The 17,759-nt window shown below is 60.0% G+C and carries 22 protein-coding genes; all 22 read left to right on the forward strand.

What is annotated here, in order from left to right; translation table 11 throughout:
- Positions 1 to 626 precede the first annotated feature (626 nt).
- The 22 genes from ACFFSY_RS03585 to comX all read left to right on the forward strand — a co-directional run bounded on the left by ACFFSY_RS03585 (position 627) and on the right by comX (position 17,736).
- A complete protein-coding gene (locus tag ACFFSY_RS03585; RefSeq protein ID WP_377490001.1) occupies positions 627 to 3,269 on the forward strand; it encodes a hypothetical protein in 2,643 nt (880 codons plus the stop codon).
- A gap of 17 nt (positions 3,270 to 3,286) precedes the next feature.
- Complete coding sequence (gene mpaD, locus ACFFSY_RS03590; RefSeq protein ID WP_377490004.1) at positions 3,287 to 4,612, forward strand: daptide-type RiPP biosynthesis aminotransferase; 1,326 nt, start codon at positions 3,287 to 3,289, stop codon at positions 4,610 to 4,612.
- A gap of 301 nt (positions 4,613 to 4,913) precedes the next feature.
- Complete coding sequence (locus ACFFSY_RS03595; protein WP_377490007.1) at positions 4,914 to 5,030, forward strand: daptide-type RiPP; 117 nt, start codon at positions 4,914 to 4,916, stop codon at positions 5,028 to 5,030.
- A 1,062-nt stretch (positions 5,031 to 6,092) separates the two neighbouring features.
- Positions 6,093 to 6,221, forward strand: a complete 129-nt coding sequence (locus tag ACFFSY_RS03600; protein ID WP_377490010.1) for a daptide-type RiPP — start codon at positions 6,093 to 6,095, stop codon at positions 6,219 to 6,221.
- A gap of 104 nt (positions 6,222 to 6,325) precedes the next feature.
- The gene (locus tag ACFFSY_RS03605) at positions 6,326 to 6,463 is read left to right on the forward strand and encodes a daptide-type RiPP (protein WP_377490012.1); all 138 of its coding nucleotides are present in this window, start codon (positions 6,326 to 6,328) and stop codon (positions 6,461 to 6,463) included.
- A 64-nt stretch (positions 6,464 to 6,527) separates the two neighbouring features.
- Complete coding sequence (locus ACFFSY_RS03610) at positions 6,528 to 6,656, forward strand: daptide-type RiPP (protein WP_377490010.1); 129 nt, start codon at positions 6,528 to 6,530, stop codon at positions 6,654 to 6,656.
- Between the two features lie 100 nt (positions 6,657 to 6,756).
- Complete coding sequence (locus ACFFSY_RS03615; protein WP_377490012.1) at positions 6,757 to 6,894, forward strand: daptide-type RiPP; 138 nt, start codon at positions 6,757 to 6,759, stop codon at positions 6,892 to 6,894.
- A gap of 64 nt (positions 6,895 to 6,958) precedes the next feature.
- Complete coding sequence (locus ACFFSY_RS03620) at positions 6,959 to 7,087, forward strand: daptide-type RiPP (protein ID WP_377490015.1); 129 nt, start codon at positions 6,959 to 6,961, stop codon at positions 7,085 to 7,087.
- Between the two features lie 102 nt (positions 7,088 to 7,189).
- Positions 7,190 to 7,327 carry a daptide-type RiPP gene (locus ACFFSY_RS03625; RefSeq protein ID WP_377490012.1) on the forward strand — a complete coding sequence of 46 codons (138 nt, stop codon included), beginning with the start codon at positions 7,190 to 7,192 and terminating at the stop codon, positions 7,325 to 7,327.
- A gap of 30 nt (positions 7,328 to 7,357) precedes the next feature.
- Complete coding sequence (locus ACFFSY_RS03630) at positions 7,358 to 7,495, forward strand: daptide-type RiPP (protein WP_377490018.1); 138 nt, start codon at positions 7,358 to 7,360, stop codon at positions 7,493 to 7,495.
- Between the two features lie 109 nt (positions 7,496 to 7,604).
- Positions 7,605 to 8,786, forward strand: a complete 1,182-nt coding sequence (gene mpaP, locus ACFFSY_RS03635) for a daptide biosynthesis intramembrane metalloprotease (RefSeq protein ID WP_377490021.1) — start codon at positions 7,605 to 7,607, stop codon at positions 8,784 to 8,786.
- A 37-nt stretch (positions 8,787 to 8,823) separates the two neighbouring features.
- Positions 8,824 to 9,720: an ABC transporter ATP-binding protein gene (locus tag ACFFSY_RS03640; protein ID WP_377490024.1), complete on the forward strand. Its 897-nt coding sequence runs from the start codon at positions 8,824 to 8,826 to the stop codon at positions 9,718 to 9,720.
- Positions 9,717 to 10,952 carry an ABC transporter permease gene (locus ACFFSY_RS03645; RefSeq protein ID WP_377490027.1) on the forward strand — a complete coding sequence of 412 codons (1,236 nt, stop codon included), beginning with the start codon at positions 9,717 to 9,719 and terminating at the stop codon, positions 10,950 to 10,952. Before ACFFSY_RS03640 ends, ACFFSY_RS03645 begins: the two co-directional genes overlap by 4 nt.
- Positions 10,953 to 10,966: 14 nt before the next feature.
- Positions 10,967 to 11,803, forward strand: coding sequence for an SDR family NAD(P)-dependent oxidoreductase (locus ACFFSY_RS03650; protein WP_377490030.1), 837 nt, complete (start codon positions 10,967 to 10,969; stop codon positions 11,801 to 11,803).
- A 202-nt stretch (positions 11,804 to 12,005) separates the two neighbouring features.
- Positions 12,006 to 12,830, forward strand: a complete 825-nt coding sequence (gene mpaM / locus ACFFSY_RS03655; protein ID WP_377490033.1) for a daptide-type RiPP biosynthesis methyltransferase — start codon at positions 12,006 to 12,008, stop codon at positions 12,828 to 12,830.
- Positions 12,827 to 13,417 carry a TOMM precursor leader peptide-binding protein gene (locus tag ACFFSY_RS03660; RefSeq protein ID WP_377490036.1) on the forward strand — a complete coding sequence of 197 codons (591 nt, stop codon included), beginning with the start codon at positions 12,827 to 12,829 and terminating at the stop codon, positions 13,415 to 13,417. Before mpaM ends, ACFFSY_RS03660 begins: the two co-directional genes overlap by 4 nt.
- Positions 13,414 to 14,778, forward strand: coding sequence for a SagD/YcaO family ATP-dependent cyclodehydratase (locus tag ACFFSY_RS03665; RefSeq protein WP_377490039.1), 1,365 nt, complete (start codon positions 13,414 to 13,416; stop codon positions 14,776 to 14,778). Before ACFFSY_RS03660 ends, ACFFSY_RS03665 begins: the two co-directional genes overlap by 4 nt.
- Before the next feature lie 37 nt (positions 14,779 to 14,815).
- Positions 14,816 to 15,550: a nitroreductase family protein gene (locus ACFFSY_RS03670; protein WP_377490042.1), complete on the forward strand. Its 735-nt coding sequence runs from the start codon at positions 14,816 to 14,818 to the stop codon at positions 15,548 to 15,550.
- 2 nt (positions 15,551 to 15,552) lie between these two features.
- Positions 15,553 to 15,741, forward strand: coding sequence for a DUF4177 domain-containing protein (locus ACFFSY_RS03675; protein ID WP_377490045.1), 189 nt, complete (start codon positions 15,553 to 15,555; stop codon positions 15,739 to 15,741).
- Between the two features lie 25 nt (positions 15,742 to 15,766).
- The gene (locus tag ACFFSY_RS03680; protein WP_377490048.1) at positions 15,767 to 16,174 is read left to right on the forward strand and encodes a GntR family transcriptional regulator; all 408 of its coding nucleotides are present in this window, start codon (positions 15,767 to 15,769) and stop codon (positions 16,172 to 16,174) included.
- Positions 16,175 to 16,347: 173 nt separating this feature from the next.
- Complete coding sequence (locus ACFFSY_RS03685; protein WP_377490051.1) at positions 16,348 to 17,265, forward strand: polyprenyl synthetase family protein; 918 nt, start codon at positions 16,348 to 16,350, stop codon at positions 17,263 to 17,265.
- Positions 17,266 to 17,565: 300 nt separating this feature from the next.
- A complete protein-coding gene (gene comX / locus ACFFSY_RS03690; RefSeq protein WP_377490054.1) occupies positions 17,566 to 17,736 on the forward strand; it encodes a competence pheromone ComX in 171 nt (56 codons plus the stop codon).
- Positions 17,737 to 17,759 lie beyond the last annotated feature (23 nt).

Genomic DNA, 17,759 nt, shown 5'->3' on the forward strand with positions numbered 1-17,759 from the left:
GAGCCGACCCCGGAGCGTATTCGCCCCTGTATGTGAGCCCGGAAGGCGTGGCCGTATTTTCGAACGGGAACGTGGGCACGTATATGATCAAAGCTCGCGGCAAGTAACGTCCAGCTGCGAACGAGCATGAAGCGCGGCTTCCGCGCATTGGCCACAGCCTTAAGGTTGTGGCTTTTTTGTCGTTTGCGCCTGGTGCGCCTAGCCCTTCGCGACAACAAACCATCCCGCATCTCCAGCTGGAAACACTCCGCACCCCGCAACTGCTGCCCATGCGGTCCGATTGCGGTCCCCGCAACATCGGAGAAATCCCGGAAAACCGCATGGTCGCGGTGTTTTCGTGGCGGTGGGCCGCAATTCGTTTGTGGGAAAGCGCAGGGTCGTTTTCGGTGTAAAATTGGAAATTATCGCTTATTATGAATTCAAGAGGAACACGGCAACGAGAACGGAACGAGAGCAGACGAGAAACAAACGAGAAGCAAACGAGAAGCAAACGAGAAGCAACCGAGCGAACAAGGGAAAGCGAACGGCACCGCGAAGGGCGAACGCTCAATGAGCAGATGAGTAGCGCGGGCGGCCGCTTCATACATAAGGGCCACAATCGAACCACGGGGAAGGGGAGAGCGAAGATGTTCGGATTATCATTTGGAAACGGAGTGACGCTCGTGCACTTCGAGCAGCAGGCGGCGCGGTTGTTCGCGGCCAGCGACAATCTGGATTGCCGGTATGTCCGGGCGCTGTTCAAGAAACACGGGACGCCGGTCACGCAATATATCGAAGCGAACTTGTCGAGCATCTACGATACGGCGGAGGACTTGATCGCGCTTGGCAACGAGCTGATCGCCTTCTACGTCACGCCGGCCAGCTACCGGCTGTGCAAACGGCTGACGGCGATTCTCAAGCAGCTGGACGACCGGACCCGAATCGTCTGGTTCGGCGGGGTTGCCGCCAAGCTGAGCGAGGCGGTGCTGCGGATCACGGAAGCGGACGGCTGCGTCAAATGGGAGCCGGAAGCGACGCTCCATACGCTGCTGAACACGGACTTCGAGCAGTGGCCGGATGTGCAAGGCATCGCTTGCCGGGAGAGCTTCGGGAACGGCGACACAAGCGAGGAGGTCCGCGAGTCCGGCGAGACTCCGGGAGCCAGCGAAGCCGATGAAGCTGCGGCATACGCCGCCACGCTGGACGACATGCCAAGCGCGTGGGAGGAAGCTGCCTCCGGCAGACAGCTGCCCGTGCTGACGGTGAGATGCGCCGACCAGCAGGGGAATCCCCGGCATGCGGCAGGCAGCATTCGAACGCATTCGGCGGAACGGCTGAAGCGGGATATCGAGCTGGCGGCGCACGCGTCGAAGCAGGTGCATCCGCTGCTGACGCTTGAAGGCTTCGAGCTCCTGACCAATACAGCGCAGCTCGAAGCGGCGGTGGATGCGATGCAAGAAGGGAAGCATCGGGCGGCTTACCGGGCCGCGGTGCCGCTCCGGCAGTGGGAGCCGGACTTCGCGCAGCGGCTGGCCGAAGCGGGCGTCAGCGCCTTCGAGCTTCTGGTTCCGATGGCGGGCGAGCTCGATGCGCGGCGGCTGACGTCGGTCACGGAGGCGATGAAGCGGCTGAAAGCGGCCAACGAGCGAATGACGTACTGCGTGACGCTCATCTCCGGGACGACGCAGACCGCGGCGGGAGCCGAACAGACGGCAGGCCTGCTGCGCACATGGATCGGGGAAGGGCTTATTGAAGCCGCGGCTATCCGGACAGAGCTCTACGCGGAGCCGAAGGAAGAAGCGCAGCTTCTTGGCTCAAGCGTAAGCGGCCCTGACGAATCCGGCCCGGATGCATACACGCCGAATGTAACCGGACCTGACGCACGCAGTCGAGATGCTTCCGGTCTTGACCCAGGCGAACTGCCGATTCGGATCAACCTGCCGGAAGCCATTCGCGACGTAATACGCGATCATTACCGCAAAGCGCCGGAAGCCGCGCTCATCAACGGCTACCTGGCTTACATGACGGGCAACTATCCCCACCAGGTCATAGGCGGCGGGGTCAAACATATCGGATATACGGACGGCGAGTGGAATGAACGAGATATTCATCGTCTGGGCGACTACACAGGCGTCAACAGCGCCATTCTATTCGACAATATCCAAGTAAATAGGGAATTAAACTCAGAATATATTAAGGGCACTTCTGCAGCCGAATCCCGACCAGATTCGATCTACTACGACCAAGATGGCGTCTGGAAGCAGGCTAATCCAGTGTTCAACCGGCTGGCGAATGCGGCTGACCGCTCGGACTACTACCTCTCCAACGCGCACCAGATTGTGCAGATCGGCGAGCATCGCTCGCAGCTGCAGATGAACGATTTTCTCCACATGGAGCCGATCGATATCCGGCAGATGAGCTACCGGCAAGCGGCGGAGCTTCGGCCGAATGCCGACGAGGTGCAGTTCCAGGTGCTCGACATCAACTCGGAGGGTGATCTGGATGCCTTCCTCCAGGATGTCGATACCTTCAGCCGCGAGGGGATCTTCCGGCACGGCTACGAGGTCCAGTCTTATCTGGTCGACAGCTGCCGCTGGTCCGGCGCCCATCAATGCAGAGCCAAGCAGCTGCCGCGCTTGTTCGTGGACGGCGGGGGGCAGCTATCGAGCTGCCGCGGCTGCGCGGCGATCGGCGATATGCACGACTCGCTCGACAGCTTGCTGACGCAGGCGGCGGTCATGTCGGATCAAGAGCAGCTGCTGCGGGGATGCGGAACATGCCCGATCAAGGATACGTGCTCCAAATGCACCTTCCTGCCGGATTATATGAACCGCCAGCAGTATTGCGATATCCGCCGGAAGCACGCGATGCTGCACCGGTACATGCAGATGGTGCAGCTCTTCAAAGGCCTGCGCAAGTATGCCCAGGCGCTGAATGGAATGGAAGTGAAGGATGTGCGCATCTCTCTGCCGACCTGCACGCACCTGTATCCGCGTTCGGCGCCAATGGATGCGGGCACGAGATCGGCGGTAGCCGAGACGGTCTTCCTGTTCTTCCACAAGGAGTCGCCGATCGTCTTCCATGCCGCCACGCAAAAAATATTAAAGCTCAACGAGCCGCTGGCGCTCCTCCTCGAAGGCCTGATCGTGGGGGCGGACGAGACGGAACTTCGCCGGGTGCTGATGGATCGCTACCAGGCCGATGCCGACCAAGCCGCCGCTACCGTATCGCAAGCGATGGAGCTGTTCGCAAGGGAAGGTTGTCTGCAATTGCCCGCACGGGCCTCGTGAAAGGGAGGGATCGCCCTATGTTAACGCAAACGGCAAGCTATCCGATCGTGCATCCGCTGAAGGACGTGCGATTGGGCGAAGAATTTACGGCCATCGCAGCCGGAGAAGGCATCTACGTGCAGGATACAAACGGCAGAACGTACATTGACGGCATTAGCGGGCTATGGAACGTCTCGCTCGGTTACCGGCATCCCGGCATCCGGCAGGCGGTTATAGAACAGCTCGACCGCGTTCCTTACGTCAATCCGGTGGATGGGGCGAACCCGACCACGCTGGCATTTGCCGAGCGGCTGCTGCAAGCGACGCCCGACTCGCTGACCAAGGTCGCGTATACCTGCACGGGCTCGGAGTCGGTGGAGCTGGCGATCAAGCTGATGCGCAAATATTTCAACCTCCGCCATCAGCCGGACAAGAACCGGATCGTCGTCCTGGACAAATCGTATCATGGCACCTACTACGGCTCGATGAGCGCAAGCGGGATCGACCGCGAAATCTCTGAGAGCTATGGCCCCAAAGTACCGGGCTTCGTCTTCCATCCGTTGCCGGTGTACGGCGATAGTACGCCGGGACAGATTTCGCCTGAAGGCCTGGCGCATCGGATGCGGGAGCTGGAGCAGCTGTTCGAGCAGGAGAGCGGGACGCTGGCGGGCATCATCCTGGAGCCGATTATCGGCTCGGGCGGCATCATTCCGCTGCCGGACGACTACCTCCGCAAGGTGAAGGCGCTGTGCGTCAAGCATGACGTGCTGCTCGCCTTCGATGAAGTCGCTACCGGCGTAGGGCGCACGGGCCGCATGTTCGCCTTCGAGCACAGCGGCGTCGTACCGGATATTCTGTGCCTGTCCAAAGGGATTAACAGCGGGTACCTCCCACTTGGCGCGACGTTATTCAGCGAAGAGATTTACCAGGCGTTCGCCAGAGCAGGTTCGCATATCGAGCATCTGTCTACCCAGAATGGCAATCCGGTCGCATGCGCCGCCGGCATCGCCACGCTGGATGCGGTTCAAGCACCGGGCATGCTCGAATCCATTGAGCGCAAAGGCGCGCTGCTGCGGCAATCGTTGGAGTCGGCGCTCGCGAATAGCCCGCTGCTGCTCGAAGTGCGCGGCAAGGGACTTATGCTCGGCGTCGCGCTGACGTCGAACAAGGCAACCGGGGCACTGCTGTCCGCGGAGCGGCTCTCGGCCATCGTGGCGAAGCTGAAGCAGCGCGGACTGCTGGTCTACCCGTTCCATACGCCGGAGCTGACCACGGGCTTCCACCTCTTCCCGCCCTTCATTATCAATGAAGCGGAGATGGCGAAGATGGTTCAGATTATAGCGAAAGTACTTGAAGGGAGGTGATAGCGCGGGCATCGGAGTGGCAAGCAAGCTCCTGTCCGGCATAGACGCGAAGCTTCGTGCAGCAGACATCTTGGATCATCCCGTTAACTATACACGTTCGTCAATCCGCTTGGACGGGTGGTGATGAAAGTGAAGCATGACCTCTCCGGCAAGGTGGAGGAAATTCCGGCAAGCCCGCCCGCAGGGTGGGGAGAGACCGTAGCGCCGATTGTACGGAAGTAACTACCGTCCGCGAGTTGTGGGCGATCATGGCGGCGAACAGCGGAACTCGCACCGATTTCTCTATAAGGAGGTGACACAGATGCAACAGAACCTTTCTCTGCAGCTCGAAGAAATGGAAGCCGTCGCGGCCCCAGGCTGGACGGATATTGCGATCGGCGTAGCCGTTGGCGTCGGTATCGGCGTAGCGCTGACGTAGAGCGGATGGGATTGAAGCCCGAAGGCAGCCCGGCACAGCCCGAGGACGCTGCTTGGGCGAAGGCGATCACAGCATCCGAAAGCATGAGCGTATATCACGCTCCGATAGAAGGTGGTGAAAGCAATGAACTGGTGGTGGGCTATTGGACCAATCGTCCCGATCGTAGTGCCGATTATTATCGGTGGCTAATGGAGACAAAGCGCTGGCATTGTGCCAACCAATCCGACTTCTCTTCAAGGAGGTGACACAAATGAACAAGAACCTGTCCTTGCAGCTCGAGGAAATGGAAGCCGTCACGGCGCCAGGCTGGCAGGATGTCGCGATCGGCGTGGCCGTCGGCATCGGCATCGGCGTAGCCCTGACGTAGAGGGGATGGAAGCCCGAAGGCGACCCCGGCTCAGAAACCAATAAACCATATCCCCGGAAAGGAAGGTGATAGCGATGTGGATGCATGTCATTGGACCGATCATCCCGATCGTGGTTTGCCCGATCATTATCCCGCCTGTCATCTAAGGTTGAGACAGCGCCAGGAACGACAATTTCTCTTCAAGGAGGTGACACAGATGAGCAAGAACCTGTCCTTGCAGCTCGAGGAAATGGAAGCCGTCACGGCGCCAGGCTGGCAGGATGTCGCAATCGGCGTAGCCGTCGGCATCGGCATCGGCGTAGCCCTGACGTAGTCGAGTACCGCTGCTAGCGGATACCGGCAAGCGGTTCACGCAAGACGATTCGATCTCGCACGATAAGGAGGTGAATTCCATGAAACTGTGGCCAATCATTCCGATTCTTCCGATCATTCCGCTCCTCCCGCCGGTCATTACGCCAATCGTACTGCCATTCTAATCCGGCTGCGGCACGTGCCTAACAACCCGTGAAGGAGGTGACACAAATGAACAAGAACCTGTCCTTGCAGCTCGAGGAAATGGAAGCCGTCACGGCGCCAGGCTGGCAGGATGTCGCGATCGGCGTGGCCGTCGGCATCGGTATCGGCGTAGCCCTGACGTAGTTCGCCGCCGGCACATCAATACACACCTCAATCCATATTCGAAGGAGACGATCGCGATGAATCAACGTTTGGCACTGCAATTGGAGGAAATGGAAACGATCACGGCACCGGGCGACGGCGCGTATGTAGCAGGCGTAGCGGTGGGCGTAGGCATCGGCGTGGGCATCATCGTCGCGCTGACATAGGGAACGGCAGCACGCATACTTAACGCGCTAATCGCAGCGCATCCGTATGACCCGACCCGGCTTATATCCGGACACCACAACCCAAATTCAAGGAGGACGAACACATGAACAACCAACTGAACCTGCACATGGAACTGCTGGAGGACGTAGCGGCACCTGGTAACGCGAAGGATTTCGTAGAAGGCGTAGCCGTCGGTCTGGGTGCCGTGGCAGCTGCTACCGCGATCATCGCTTTCACTTAATACCGGCAAGAACACCGCAATTATCTTTATCCATCCCAATTCCAAATCAAAGGAGACGACCGCGATGAATCAACGTTTGGCACTGCAATTGGAGGAAATGGAAACGATCACGGCACCAGGCGACGGCGCGTATGTAGCAGGCGTAGCGGTAGGCGTAGGCATCGGCGTGGGCATCATCGTCGCGCTGACCTAGGAACTGGCAGCACATACTTAACGCGCTAACCACAGCGCATCCGCATTAACTGACCCGGCTGCACCCGGGCAGAACAACCAAATTCGAGGAGGACGAACACATGAACAACCAACTGAACCTGCACATGGAACTGCTGGAGGACGTAGCGGCACCTGGCAACGCGAAGGATTTCGTAGAGGGCGTAGCCGTCGGCCTGGGCGCCGTGGCAGCTGCTACCGCGATCATCGCATTCACTTAATACCGGCAAGACAACCGCAATTATCTTCATCCATCCCAATTTCAAATCAAAGGAGACGATCGCGATGAATCAACGTTTGGCACTGCAATTGGAGGAAATGGAAACGATCACGGCACCAGGCGACGCGGCTTATGTAGCGGGCGTAGCGGTAGGCGTAGGCATCGGCGTGGGCATCATCGTCGCGCTGACCTAGGGAACGGCAGTACGCATACTTAGCGCTAATCTCGGCGCATCCGTATGACCCGACCCGGCTTATATCCGGGCACCACAACCCAAATTCAAGGAGGACGAACCCATGAACAACCAACTGAACCTGCACATGGAACTGCTGGAGGACGTAGCGGCACCTGGCAACGCGAAGGATTTCGTAGAGGGCGTAGCCGTCGGCCTGGGCGCCGTGGCAGCTGCTACCGCGATCATCGCATTCACGTAAGATCCCACTTTGCGTCAGGAGGAACGAACCATGAACAAACCAATGCACGTGCAAATGGAACTTTTGGAGCAAGTCACCGCACCTGGCGATGCCAAGGACTTCGTATCCGGCGTAGCCGTCGGCCTGGGCGCCGTAGCAGCCGCTACCGCAATTATCGCATTCACATGATGACCCGAAAGGTTTTGGAGCACTCTCCCCCTGCCTGCGGCGCTTGGCCGCAAGCGGGGGAGGATAACTCCGCATATTTCAAATTCGAACGTGTTGAGGTGGGGAAGCGATGGAGCTGACCAGTCACATTGAAATTCATGAGATCGAAAATAACTGTTTCTTAGTTCAACATAAATTCAACAACAAGTATGTGAAAATGGGCCGCCGGGAAGCGGAGTTCCTCCAGTTCCTTACGACGGAGGAGGCCGCGGAGGAACGCGATCGGGACTACGACGGGGAATTGACCGAGCCGGAGCGGGTCTATCTGATGGATAAGTTCAAGGAGTGGGGCTTCCTGGACAGCGGCGCCGAGGCCGACGCCCAAGAAGCGGCCAGACCCGGCAAGTGGCAATTCAACTGGCGGAGCAGCGATATCACCACGATCAAATTCCTTACGGTGAATCCCGACCAGTGGCTGAACCGGATGCTTCCGCTCTTTCGCCTGCTGCTCCATCCGGCGGCGATCGCCTGCTACGTCCTGCTGATCGCGGCGGCCGGGGGGCTGCTGATCCGCGACGTTCATCTTCAGTCGGCGATTCAGACGGCCGGCCTGGGCATGTGGAGCTATGCCGCGATTTACGGGATGCTGCTCCTAACGACAGCCATCCACGAAGTAGCGCACGGCATGGTCTGCAAATATTACGGCGGCCGCGTGAAGCAAATGGGAGCCATGCTCTTCTACTTCAACCTGGCGATGTTCTGCGACGTGAGCGATACGTACGTATTCAAGCGCAGACGGCATAAACTGGCGGTGCTGTTCGCGGGCATCTTCAGCCAGTGGGTCATGTCGTCGCTCGGCATTCTGACCTATTACGGACTGCAAGGCTTCGGCGTAGACGCGCCGCTGCTGCTCTACTACGGCATTGCCAATCTGGGCTTAAGTTTCATTAACATGCTCCCGCTCGTCAAGCTCGACGGGTACTGGATGTTGAGTCATGGCCTGGGCATCGCCAATCTGCGGACCAAAGCGTTCCGCGCGTTCTTCCGGATGCTGCTCTTCTGGCGGAGGAATGGGGCGAACGAAGCGCAGACGGTGGCACCGACAACGGCGCGAGAGAGAAGCATTCTGGTCGCGTACGGCTTCGCGGCGGCGCTCTTTACGCCCTGCTTCTGGATTTGGGGACTGTACAACGTCCAGCAGCGGCTATACGACTGGATGGGGATGGCGAGCTTGCTGATTACAGCCTGCATCGCGGGCATGCTCTTGTATCATTTGGCGAAATTCGTGACCACGATGAGAAAACCGGCTTGAGCGATCAAGCACATTGACGGATAGGTGGGGACTTACGATGGGATTGGAAGTTAAACAATTGGTGAAGCAGTACGGGGAGACCCGCGTGCTGCACGGCATATCGCTGGCGGCGGCGACGGGCAAGGCATTCGGCCTGCTCGGCGGCAACGGCGCCGGCAAGACGACGACGATTCGCTCGATACTCGGCTTGATCGACTATGATGCCGGGGACATTCATTGGAACGGCAAGCCGATCGGGACGAACCGCCCGACGATCGGCTACCTGCCGGAGGAGCGCGGACTGTATCCGAAGGAGAAGGTAAGCGAGCAGCTGGTTTACTTCGCCCGGCTGGAAGGAATGAGCCGTCAAGCGGCTATCAAGTCGATGAAAGGTTGGCTGGATCGCCTCGGCATTGCCGAGCACGAGCAGAAGCGGGTCGAACAGCTGTCCAAGGGCAACCAGCAGAAGGTGCAAATTATTTCGGCGCTGATCCACGATCCGGAGCTCGTCATTCTCGATGAGCCGTTCAGCGGACTGGACCCGGTCAATGCCGATATGCTGGCCTCCGTCGTGAAGGAGCAGCTAACCAGAGGCAAGACGATGATTTTCTCCAGCCACCAGATGGGCCAGGTCGAGCAGTTCTGCGAGCAGATCTGCATCCTGAAGCGCGGGCGCATGATGGTATCCGGCAGTCTGCTCGATATTAAGCGTTCCTATGGACGATGCAACCTGGTGCTGCGCAGCGAGCAGGACTTGAATCCCTATCTGGCGGCGGCCGGCATGCACGGCGTGGAAGCAAGCGCCCACGAGTGGCAGATCAAGGTGCGCGGCGAAGACGAGGCCAACGAGCTGCTGCTGCGGATGACGGGCCAAGGCGTCCGGCTGCTGAAGTACGAGATTAAGGAACCGTCGCTCCACGAAATCTTCATCGAAAAGGTAGGGGAAGTATCATGAAACAGCTCGGTTTAGTATTCGCTTATTCCTTCATGGAGCGTCTCCGTTCCAAGGCGTTCAAGAATACGACGGTCATTATGGTGCTGATACTGGCGCTGCTCATCGTGCTGCCGAAGTACTTGAGCGACGGCGGCGAATCCATCGACGGCGAAATCGCGGTGCTTAACACGACGAAGATCGACGTGAACGCGGAAGGCTTCAAGACGCTCGTCTCCTCGTCCTACGATTGGAAGCTGATCGGCGAAGCGGATCTGGACGCGGAACGGAAGCGCCTGGCAGCGGAAGAGGAGCTGCTCGGCATCGTGCGGATCGATGAGCCGGCCGGCAAGCCGGTCGTCACGCTGATCGTCAACAAAGCGGACGACGCGCCGTACGCGGTGGAGCTGAACAACTACGTGCAGAACCAATACACGATGTCCGAGATGAGCAAGCTGACGCTCAAGCCAGAGCAGAAGGACCGTCTAACGGCGGCCGTCCAGCTGGAAGTAAGCGAGCTTCAGGCCGGCAGCAAATCCATCGCGACGACGTACGTGCCGATCTACCTGATCACGTTCATGCTCTACCTGCTGATCTACTTCTTCGGCGGCAACGTGGCGGTGTCGGTATCGGTCGAGAAGGGTTCCCGCGTCAAAGAAATCCTCATCACGAAGGTGAAGCCGGAGCAGCTGCTCTTCGGCAAAGTGTTCGGCGTCGGACTCGCCGGCCTGCTGCAGTTCGTCATCATTATCGGCGCCGGGTATCTGCTGCTGACGGCGACCGGGTCGGGCGCGACGCTGGAATTCTTCGGCATGCAGGTGGACTTCTCCATCCTGGACGGCAAGACGGTCGCCCTGCTCGTGCTGTTCTTCATCCTCGGCTACTTCTTCTACGCGGCGCTGTTCGCGGCGGCAGGCTCGCTCGTCAGCCGCAGCGAGGAGATCAACCAGGTGACGCTGCCGGTGTCCCTGCTGATGATGGCCGGCCTCATGGTCGCCATCATGACGATGATGAATCCGGACGGGACGCTTGCGGTCGTCGGCTCCTACATCCCGTTCGTGACGCCGTTCGTCATGTTCGCCCGGATTGGCATGTCCGATCCGACTTGGCTGGAGATTCTGGTTCCGACGGGCATCCTGTTCATCTCCACGATCGGCGCCTGCCTGCTGTCGGCCAAAATCTATCAAGTCGGCGTGCTGCTGTACGGACAGAAGCCTAGCCCGAAACTGGTGTACAAAGCGATGAGATCGTTATAAGGGGAGAGAAGTCAATGGCCATCGATATTCGGAGAGAACAGGAGGCCGGCAGCTATGCCGGCCCCGCTTCTAGAGGGGCAAGCGCGGAGGAAGCCGGCAAGCTGCTCGGACAGTGGGCCATGGTCACCGGCGCGGGCCGCGGCATTGGCGCGGAGATTGCCAGTCACTTCGCCAGAGCGGGGGCGTCGCTCGTGCTGACCGAGCTCCCGGCGCAGATGGAACTGGTCGAGGGCGTAGCCGGGCGGCTGAAGAAAGAGCACGGCATCGAGGTGCTATGCGTGCCGCTCGACCTGCGCGATCTCGAGCAGATCGAGCAATGCGTCCGGTCGATCGAGGCGCATGCGAGCATGGATTATCTCATCAATAACGCGGGCGTGAATCTGCTGTCGCCGGCGCTCAATCTGACGCAAGAGGATTGGGATTTCGTCGTCGATATCAATCTCAAGGGCACCTTCTTCCTGACGCGCGAGGTCGCCAAGACGATGGTGCGCAAGAAGCGGGGATCGATCATCATGATCGCCTCCCAGCACGGGGTCGTCGGCAACGAGAACCGGGCGCCATATTGCGCCAGCAAGGCGGGCCTCATCCATCTGAGCCGGGCGCTGGCGATCGAGTGGGCGAAGTACGGCATCCGGGTGAACGCCATCTCGCCGACGTTCGTCATTACCGATGCGAACGAACAATACATTAACGACCATCAGTTCCAGCGCGCCAATCTGCCGCGGATCCCGCTGCGCAAATTCGCGGTGCCGGAGGATATCGCCAAGTCGGTGCTCTTCCTGGCGACCGATTCGGCAGGCATGATCACCGGACACAATCTGGTGGTGGACGGCGGCTGGACGGTCATCTAGCAGCAGCAAACGCAAGCTTTTTCCTCATACCGGACTACATCTATCATCATTACGATCTTGCAAGTGCTGTCTGCCGGCAGACGAAGCGCTTCGGCCAATCCGAGGCGGCGAATAAGTCATTCATGCCGGACGCAGGTCTGCGTCTGGCTCCCATACCGCGATACCGATCCCGGGCCATGCCCGCCAAAGGAGGATGAAGAGGATGTATTTTGGAATGTTCAAGGATTTGCGCGATTTGAATATGCCGAACAGCCACGATTTTGATTTGTACGAAGGGTATTATTCCGAATTCTATGAAGCGGTGGCCGGCCGCACCGATTACGATATTCCGCTCCTCCTGGAGCAGGCGAAGCTCAAGGCCGAAGGCGGGAAGGTGCTGGAGCTGGCGTGCGGATCGGGCCGGATACTGATGCATCTGGCCAATCGCGGCTTCCAAGCGGTCGGGCTGGACTTGTCGGCGGATATGCTGAAGCTGTGCCGCAGGAAGCAGGAGCAGCTCCCGCCGCGCTTGCGCAGCCGGATCGACGTGACGCAGGGGGATATGACGCAATTCGAGCTCGGGGAGAAATTCCCGCTCATCCTTCTGTCGGCGACGAGCATCAGTCTGCTGCGCGAACGCGCGGACGTGGAGCGGATGCTGCGGACCGTGCATGAGCATCTCGAAGAGGGAGGCAGGTTCGTGTTCGACTACGTCCTCTCGAACGAGCGGCACAACGAGGCGGTGCGCGGCGGGCGCGTCAACGGCATTACGCTCAACCTAGGGCCGGAGCACAAGCAGTTCGTCCTGATGGGCGAGGAGGAGAACCTGGAGTCGCAGAGCGCGGTCATGAATTTCTACGCGGAAGTGATCCAGCAAGGCGAGACGAAGCGGTACTTCGGCTCGACCTTTAAGAAGTTCTTCCCGGAAGCGGACATTCTGGCCGCAATCGAAGCTTCTCCGCTGCGCGTCGTCGAGACGCACAACTACAACCTGGAGGGCGAGGGCAACGTGCGCTGCCTCATTCTGGAGAAAGGCGGGGTGGCATGAGCGCGTTCGTCACGATCTTGAACGATGCCGCATCCGGCGGCGGCTCCGAGGCGATCGAGGAAGCGCTGCGCGGGCTGGACATCGAGGTGAAGCTCGCCGCCAAGCCCGAGGAGATCGATGCGCGGTCGGACCTTGTGCTCGTCCTCCAAGCGGAGAAGCACGGAAGCGCCTTTAATGCCTACGCGCTGAAGCAAGGAATAACCTGGCTGCCGGTGCAGTTCTCCCATACGATCGGGCGCATCGGTCCGCTGATCATTCCGAAGGTGACGGCTTGCTTCGCCTGCCTGGAGCTGCGATGCGCCTCCAACGGGGTGCCGCCGCTCATGCATAAGGAGAACCGCTTCGCGGTATCCTGGTCGCTCATCGGCGCCATCGCGGCGATGGAGACGATCAAGTGGGTATCCCGACACACGAATAATTTCTCGCCGCTATCGCTCGGCCACGTCATCGAATTCGACGCGTTCCATCTGCAAGGCGACGTCAACCCGGTCTACAAGCTGCCGACCTGCCCATCCTGCGGCGTCCGTCACCAGGCTCATCTGGCGGCGCAGCCGTGGCGCGAGGCCGAGCTGGTGCACAGCCTATGAGCCGCGTCATGGTACGCGGCCTGCGCGGAGCTGCCGGCGGGGCGAGCCGCCGGGGGCTTGCCGCCGAGCTGCCGGATTCCTTGGCGAAGGCGATCAGCCCGCACGGGGGGATCGTGCGCGGCCTGATGAACATCAGCCCGGAGCCGGGCGATCCGAGACTGTTCTTGAGCCTTGCGGCGCCGGCCAATCCGAAGAGCTTCGGCGGCGGACGGCACGGGCTCATCGATTTCTTCGCCAGCGGCATGGGCACCACGCTTGCGGAAGCGAATATTTCGGCGGTCGCCGAAGCGGTGGAGCGTTACTGCGCGGCCTACGTCGTGCCGGAGCGGACGCTGCTCGCGTCCTGGGAGGAACTGCGCGAGGAGGCGCTGCATCCGGACGACTTGCCGCTCTTCACGTCCGAGCAGCATAGCCGGTGGCAGTTCCCTTACCAGCCGTTCACCGAGCGCTCCCGGATCCGGTGGGTGTCCAGCCAGAGCTTGACCACCGGTCTTCGCAAATGGGTGCCGGCCGCGATCGCCTGGGATTCCTATCAGCCCTTGTCGGCGGATGAAGAGGCGATCTGCTTCGGGCTGATGACCGGCTCGGCGGCAGGCTCGACGCCCGAGCAGGCGATGATCGGCGGGCTGCTGGAGATCATCGAACGCGACGCGTTCATGATGATGTGGTACAACTCGCTGTCGCTGCCTCGGATCGATATTCGCGATCATCCTGTCGCGGAGCCGTTCCGCGAGCTGCTGGACGAATCGCGCTTCACGCTCGATATCGTCGACACCACTGGCGATACCGGTATTCCGTCCGCCTTCGGCCTGCTGCGAACGAGCGACGGCAAGGTGTCCGTTGGCGGCTCTGCCCGCCTGACGCTTGAGGATGCGGTGCGCAAGACGCTGATGGAGGTATCCCAGCTGTTCATCGGCAACAAAAGTCAAATTTATGCGAGGACCATTCCGTCGCTGCTGCCCCACCAAGTCACGGACTACGGGCTAAGGCTCCCTTACTACGAGCAGCCGTTCGCCAGCGAAGAGCTGGCATTCACGGTCGCCTCCAATCAGATTCGTCCGCTTGGACGCGAGGCCGCCCCTGTGCCGGACACCGAATCCCGGCGGCTCGCCCGCCTGGTCGAGCGGCTGGAGAGCCGAGGTCTGGAGGCGCTGTGCGTGGATCTGACGACAGACGACGCGCGGGAGCTTGGCCTGCATGTCGTCAAAATGATCGTGCCCGGCACGATTCAGCTGCCCCGCAGCGAAGGCGAGCGGCTGGTAACGAGCAGACGGATTTACGATACGCCGGTCGAGCTCGGTCTGCGCAGCCGTCCGATCGAGCCGCAAGAGCTGAACATCAGCCCGCATCCGTTCCCTTGATCCGCGGCTGTCCACTACTTACGAGGATGTGACGTGCATGCAAATGAAATTCATCGATTGGCGTTCCGACCATGAGGTCGAAGAGGACCGTCTGGCACTAACGTATCACGCCAACTCCAATCATTATCCGCAGCTGGACGTGCTGACCCGCACGCGGATGAAGATGCTCAAACGGCTGTTCACGCAGATGAACATAGAGACGACGTCGGCCAAGCGATACTTCGCGGCCGCCAGGCATCCGTCATCGGACACGCTGCGGGATCATCCGCTGGCCGCCGCGATCCTGGAGCGGCTGGCGTGCTTGCAGCGGGAGGCGGTGCCCTTCCTGGATTTCGAATTATTCCGGGAGGCGGGAGGCGCGAAGCTGGATTCGCCTGAAGTATACGTCGTCTCCCGCAGCCGCGACACGGGCGGATTCGAGTTGTTCTACTGCAATCCGTTCGAGTCGCTCCTCGAGCGGGTCAAGACGGTGGAGAGCGATCGAGTCTCGGCCTTGTTCGACCCGGCCTATGTCTCACAGCCGGCGCGGGGAGCGGTCTTCGTGACGGCCAACATCAACCGCTCGCTCAAGCTGTTCGGCGAACGCGGCTATCGCCTGAGTCTGCTGGAGGGCGGACGGCTGACAGAACGGCTTGCCGCCGGAATGGCCGGCACCGGGATCGCGCTTGCGCCGACGCTTGCGTTCTACGACGAGCGGGCCAACGAGCTGCTTGGCCTGGATGGCTTCTATGATGTCGTATTGTCTTGTCTAATTATTCATGAGGAGGAATAGCGATGTTCGAATATAAATTCGTCAAAGTTGAACTGAAGGGGATATTGCAAAGCAAGCCGGAGGAGAATTATCACGACATCGTGCACGCGCATGCTCGCGAGGGTTGGAAGCTGTTTCAAATTTTCGCGCCAGGCACGCACGGCTTCGGCACCGTCACCTACTTCGAGCTGATCTTCGAGCGTGCCGTCTAATCGGATGCGAGGCGGCGAGGAGCGCGTGGCGGGCATCACGGCTCCGCCCTTCCCCATTGCGGTGTCGAAGGCGGCGGAGCAGCCGTTATACGCCCAGATTCGCGATCAGCTGCGCGGTCTCATTCTGAGCGGCCAGCTGGCGCCAGGCACGCCGCTGCCTTCCTTGCGGGAGCTGACGGCTCAGCTGGCATGCAGCCTGATTACGGTGCGACGGGTGTATCTCGATCTGGAGCGGGAAGGCTTGCTGACGATTCGCGCAGGTCTGGGCACCTTCGTCGGCAGCGTCCAGGAGGCAAGAGCGCGGGAGTGGGCGAGCTCGAAGGTGCGGCGCGCTTTCCGCGAGGCGGTGCGCGAGGGAATGCGTTACCAATTAACAACTGAAGAGATGAGCGGCATGCTGCGCGATCTGCTCGCGTCGGAGTGCGGCGCGTAAGTGAAAGTCCTTCCCATGATCGAATACGGGAGGGGCTTTTTTCTTGCGCGCTCCTGCCAGTTTTGGGAGGAAAAAGGGTGCCGCCATGGAATAAGTTTACATGAGAGAATATATACGCAGACCGGCATTCGCCTACATCCATGACGCGTATCATGCCAATGGGAGGTTAACGGATGGAAAGTCTGGCGCAGCATATAGAGAGCGAACTTAGAAGCTGCCTGAAGCAGTATTTTGTCATGCCGCAATTGTATGACCATGCGTACGCTTGCGTCGAGGAGAAGCTGGGGGAATCGCTGCTGTTCGGCAAAATGACGGTGCTCCACTATCGGATGTTCGCGGGCGGGGACGACCGGATTTACCGCGCGGCTGCGGCCGTGGAGCTGATGATTCTGAGCTTGGATATGATCGACGACCTGCAGGACCGGGATAACCACAGCGTGCCCTGGAGCCGATTCGCCCCCGAGATCGCGCTTAATATCGCGCTGGGCTTCTTGACCGTGTCCCAGAAGCTGCTGCTGACGAGCGGCTTCCCGCCGGAGCGCATCCAGCAGGCTGTACAGGTGTTGAACCGGCAGGTGCTGACCGCCATCCACGGCCAAACGACCGACCTGCTGAACGCGGTGGCGACCGAAGAGGAATACATCGCGATGATTACCCAGAAGTCGGCCGCGCTGCTCGTGTCGGCCTGCATGATCGGCACGCTGCTCGCCACCGGCGAATGGGTGGATCAGGTGCGGAGCTACGCCGAGGAGCTCGGCATCGCGGCGCAAATCAAGAACGACATTCGCGACCTGCTGAGCTGGGATCGCAAGAACGATTTTCTGAACCGCAAGCGGACGCTGCCCACGCTGTATTTGCTGCAATCGCTAGCCGAGGAGGATCAGTGGGTCGCGCACTATTTCGAGGGCCGGCTGCCCGTCGAAGAGGTGCTTCACCGACGCGACGAGTGGGAGCGGGTGCTGGAGAAGACGGGGACGCTGCTGTACACCTCCGTACGCATGCGGACGCATTATTACCGGTACTTGGAGCTTGTCGGCAAGATGAACCTGGAGTCCCGATGGAAGGACCAGATGCTAGCCTTTGCCGAGTAGGCATGGGGCGGACGCATGGCGCCAGCCATGCTGACCTGAACGCCCCCGCGTCTGCTATCCTTGTCTTCAGCCATGCCGAATGAGGCCAAATGCGTCGAGCCGTGCATCCCGGACAGGGCACGCCAGGGGCATCGGATGAGCAGTCTGCCGCATCTGCTGCAGCCTACCGCAAACCACGCAACGCCCCGCAATCACGTTTGCGGGAAATACGAGATTGGTTTTCGTTTCCAGAAATTAGGTGTCTTGCTATAGTGGAATTAAGAGGAACGCCTCTTAAACACGAATCGGGGGGACGCAATCATGTTGAAGGAAATGATTCAAGCTTTGGTGCAAGATCCAGGATCGTTGCTGCGTATTCAGTCAGGACAGCTGCAGTTGGCAGGACTTAGCGATACCGAACATCGGGCGCTCGTCGACGTGTTGAAGGGGGACGGGAAGGAAGGGCTTGCCCGCTTGGCTATGTGGGATTAAGCGGGACGACAATTATGAAGGAG

This window comes from Paenibacillus aurantiacus (genome assembly GCF_042431225.1).
Lineage (GTDB): Bacteria > Bacillota > Bacilli > Paenibacillales > Paenibacillaceae > Paenibacillus_Z > Paenibacillus_Z aurantiacus.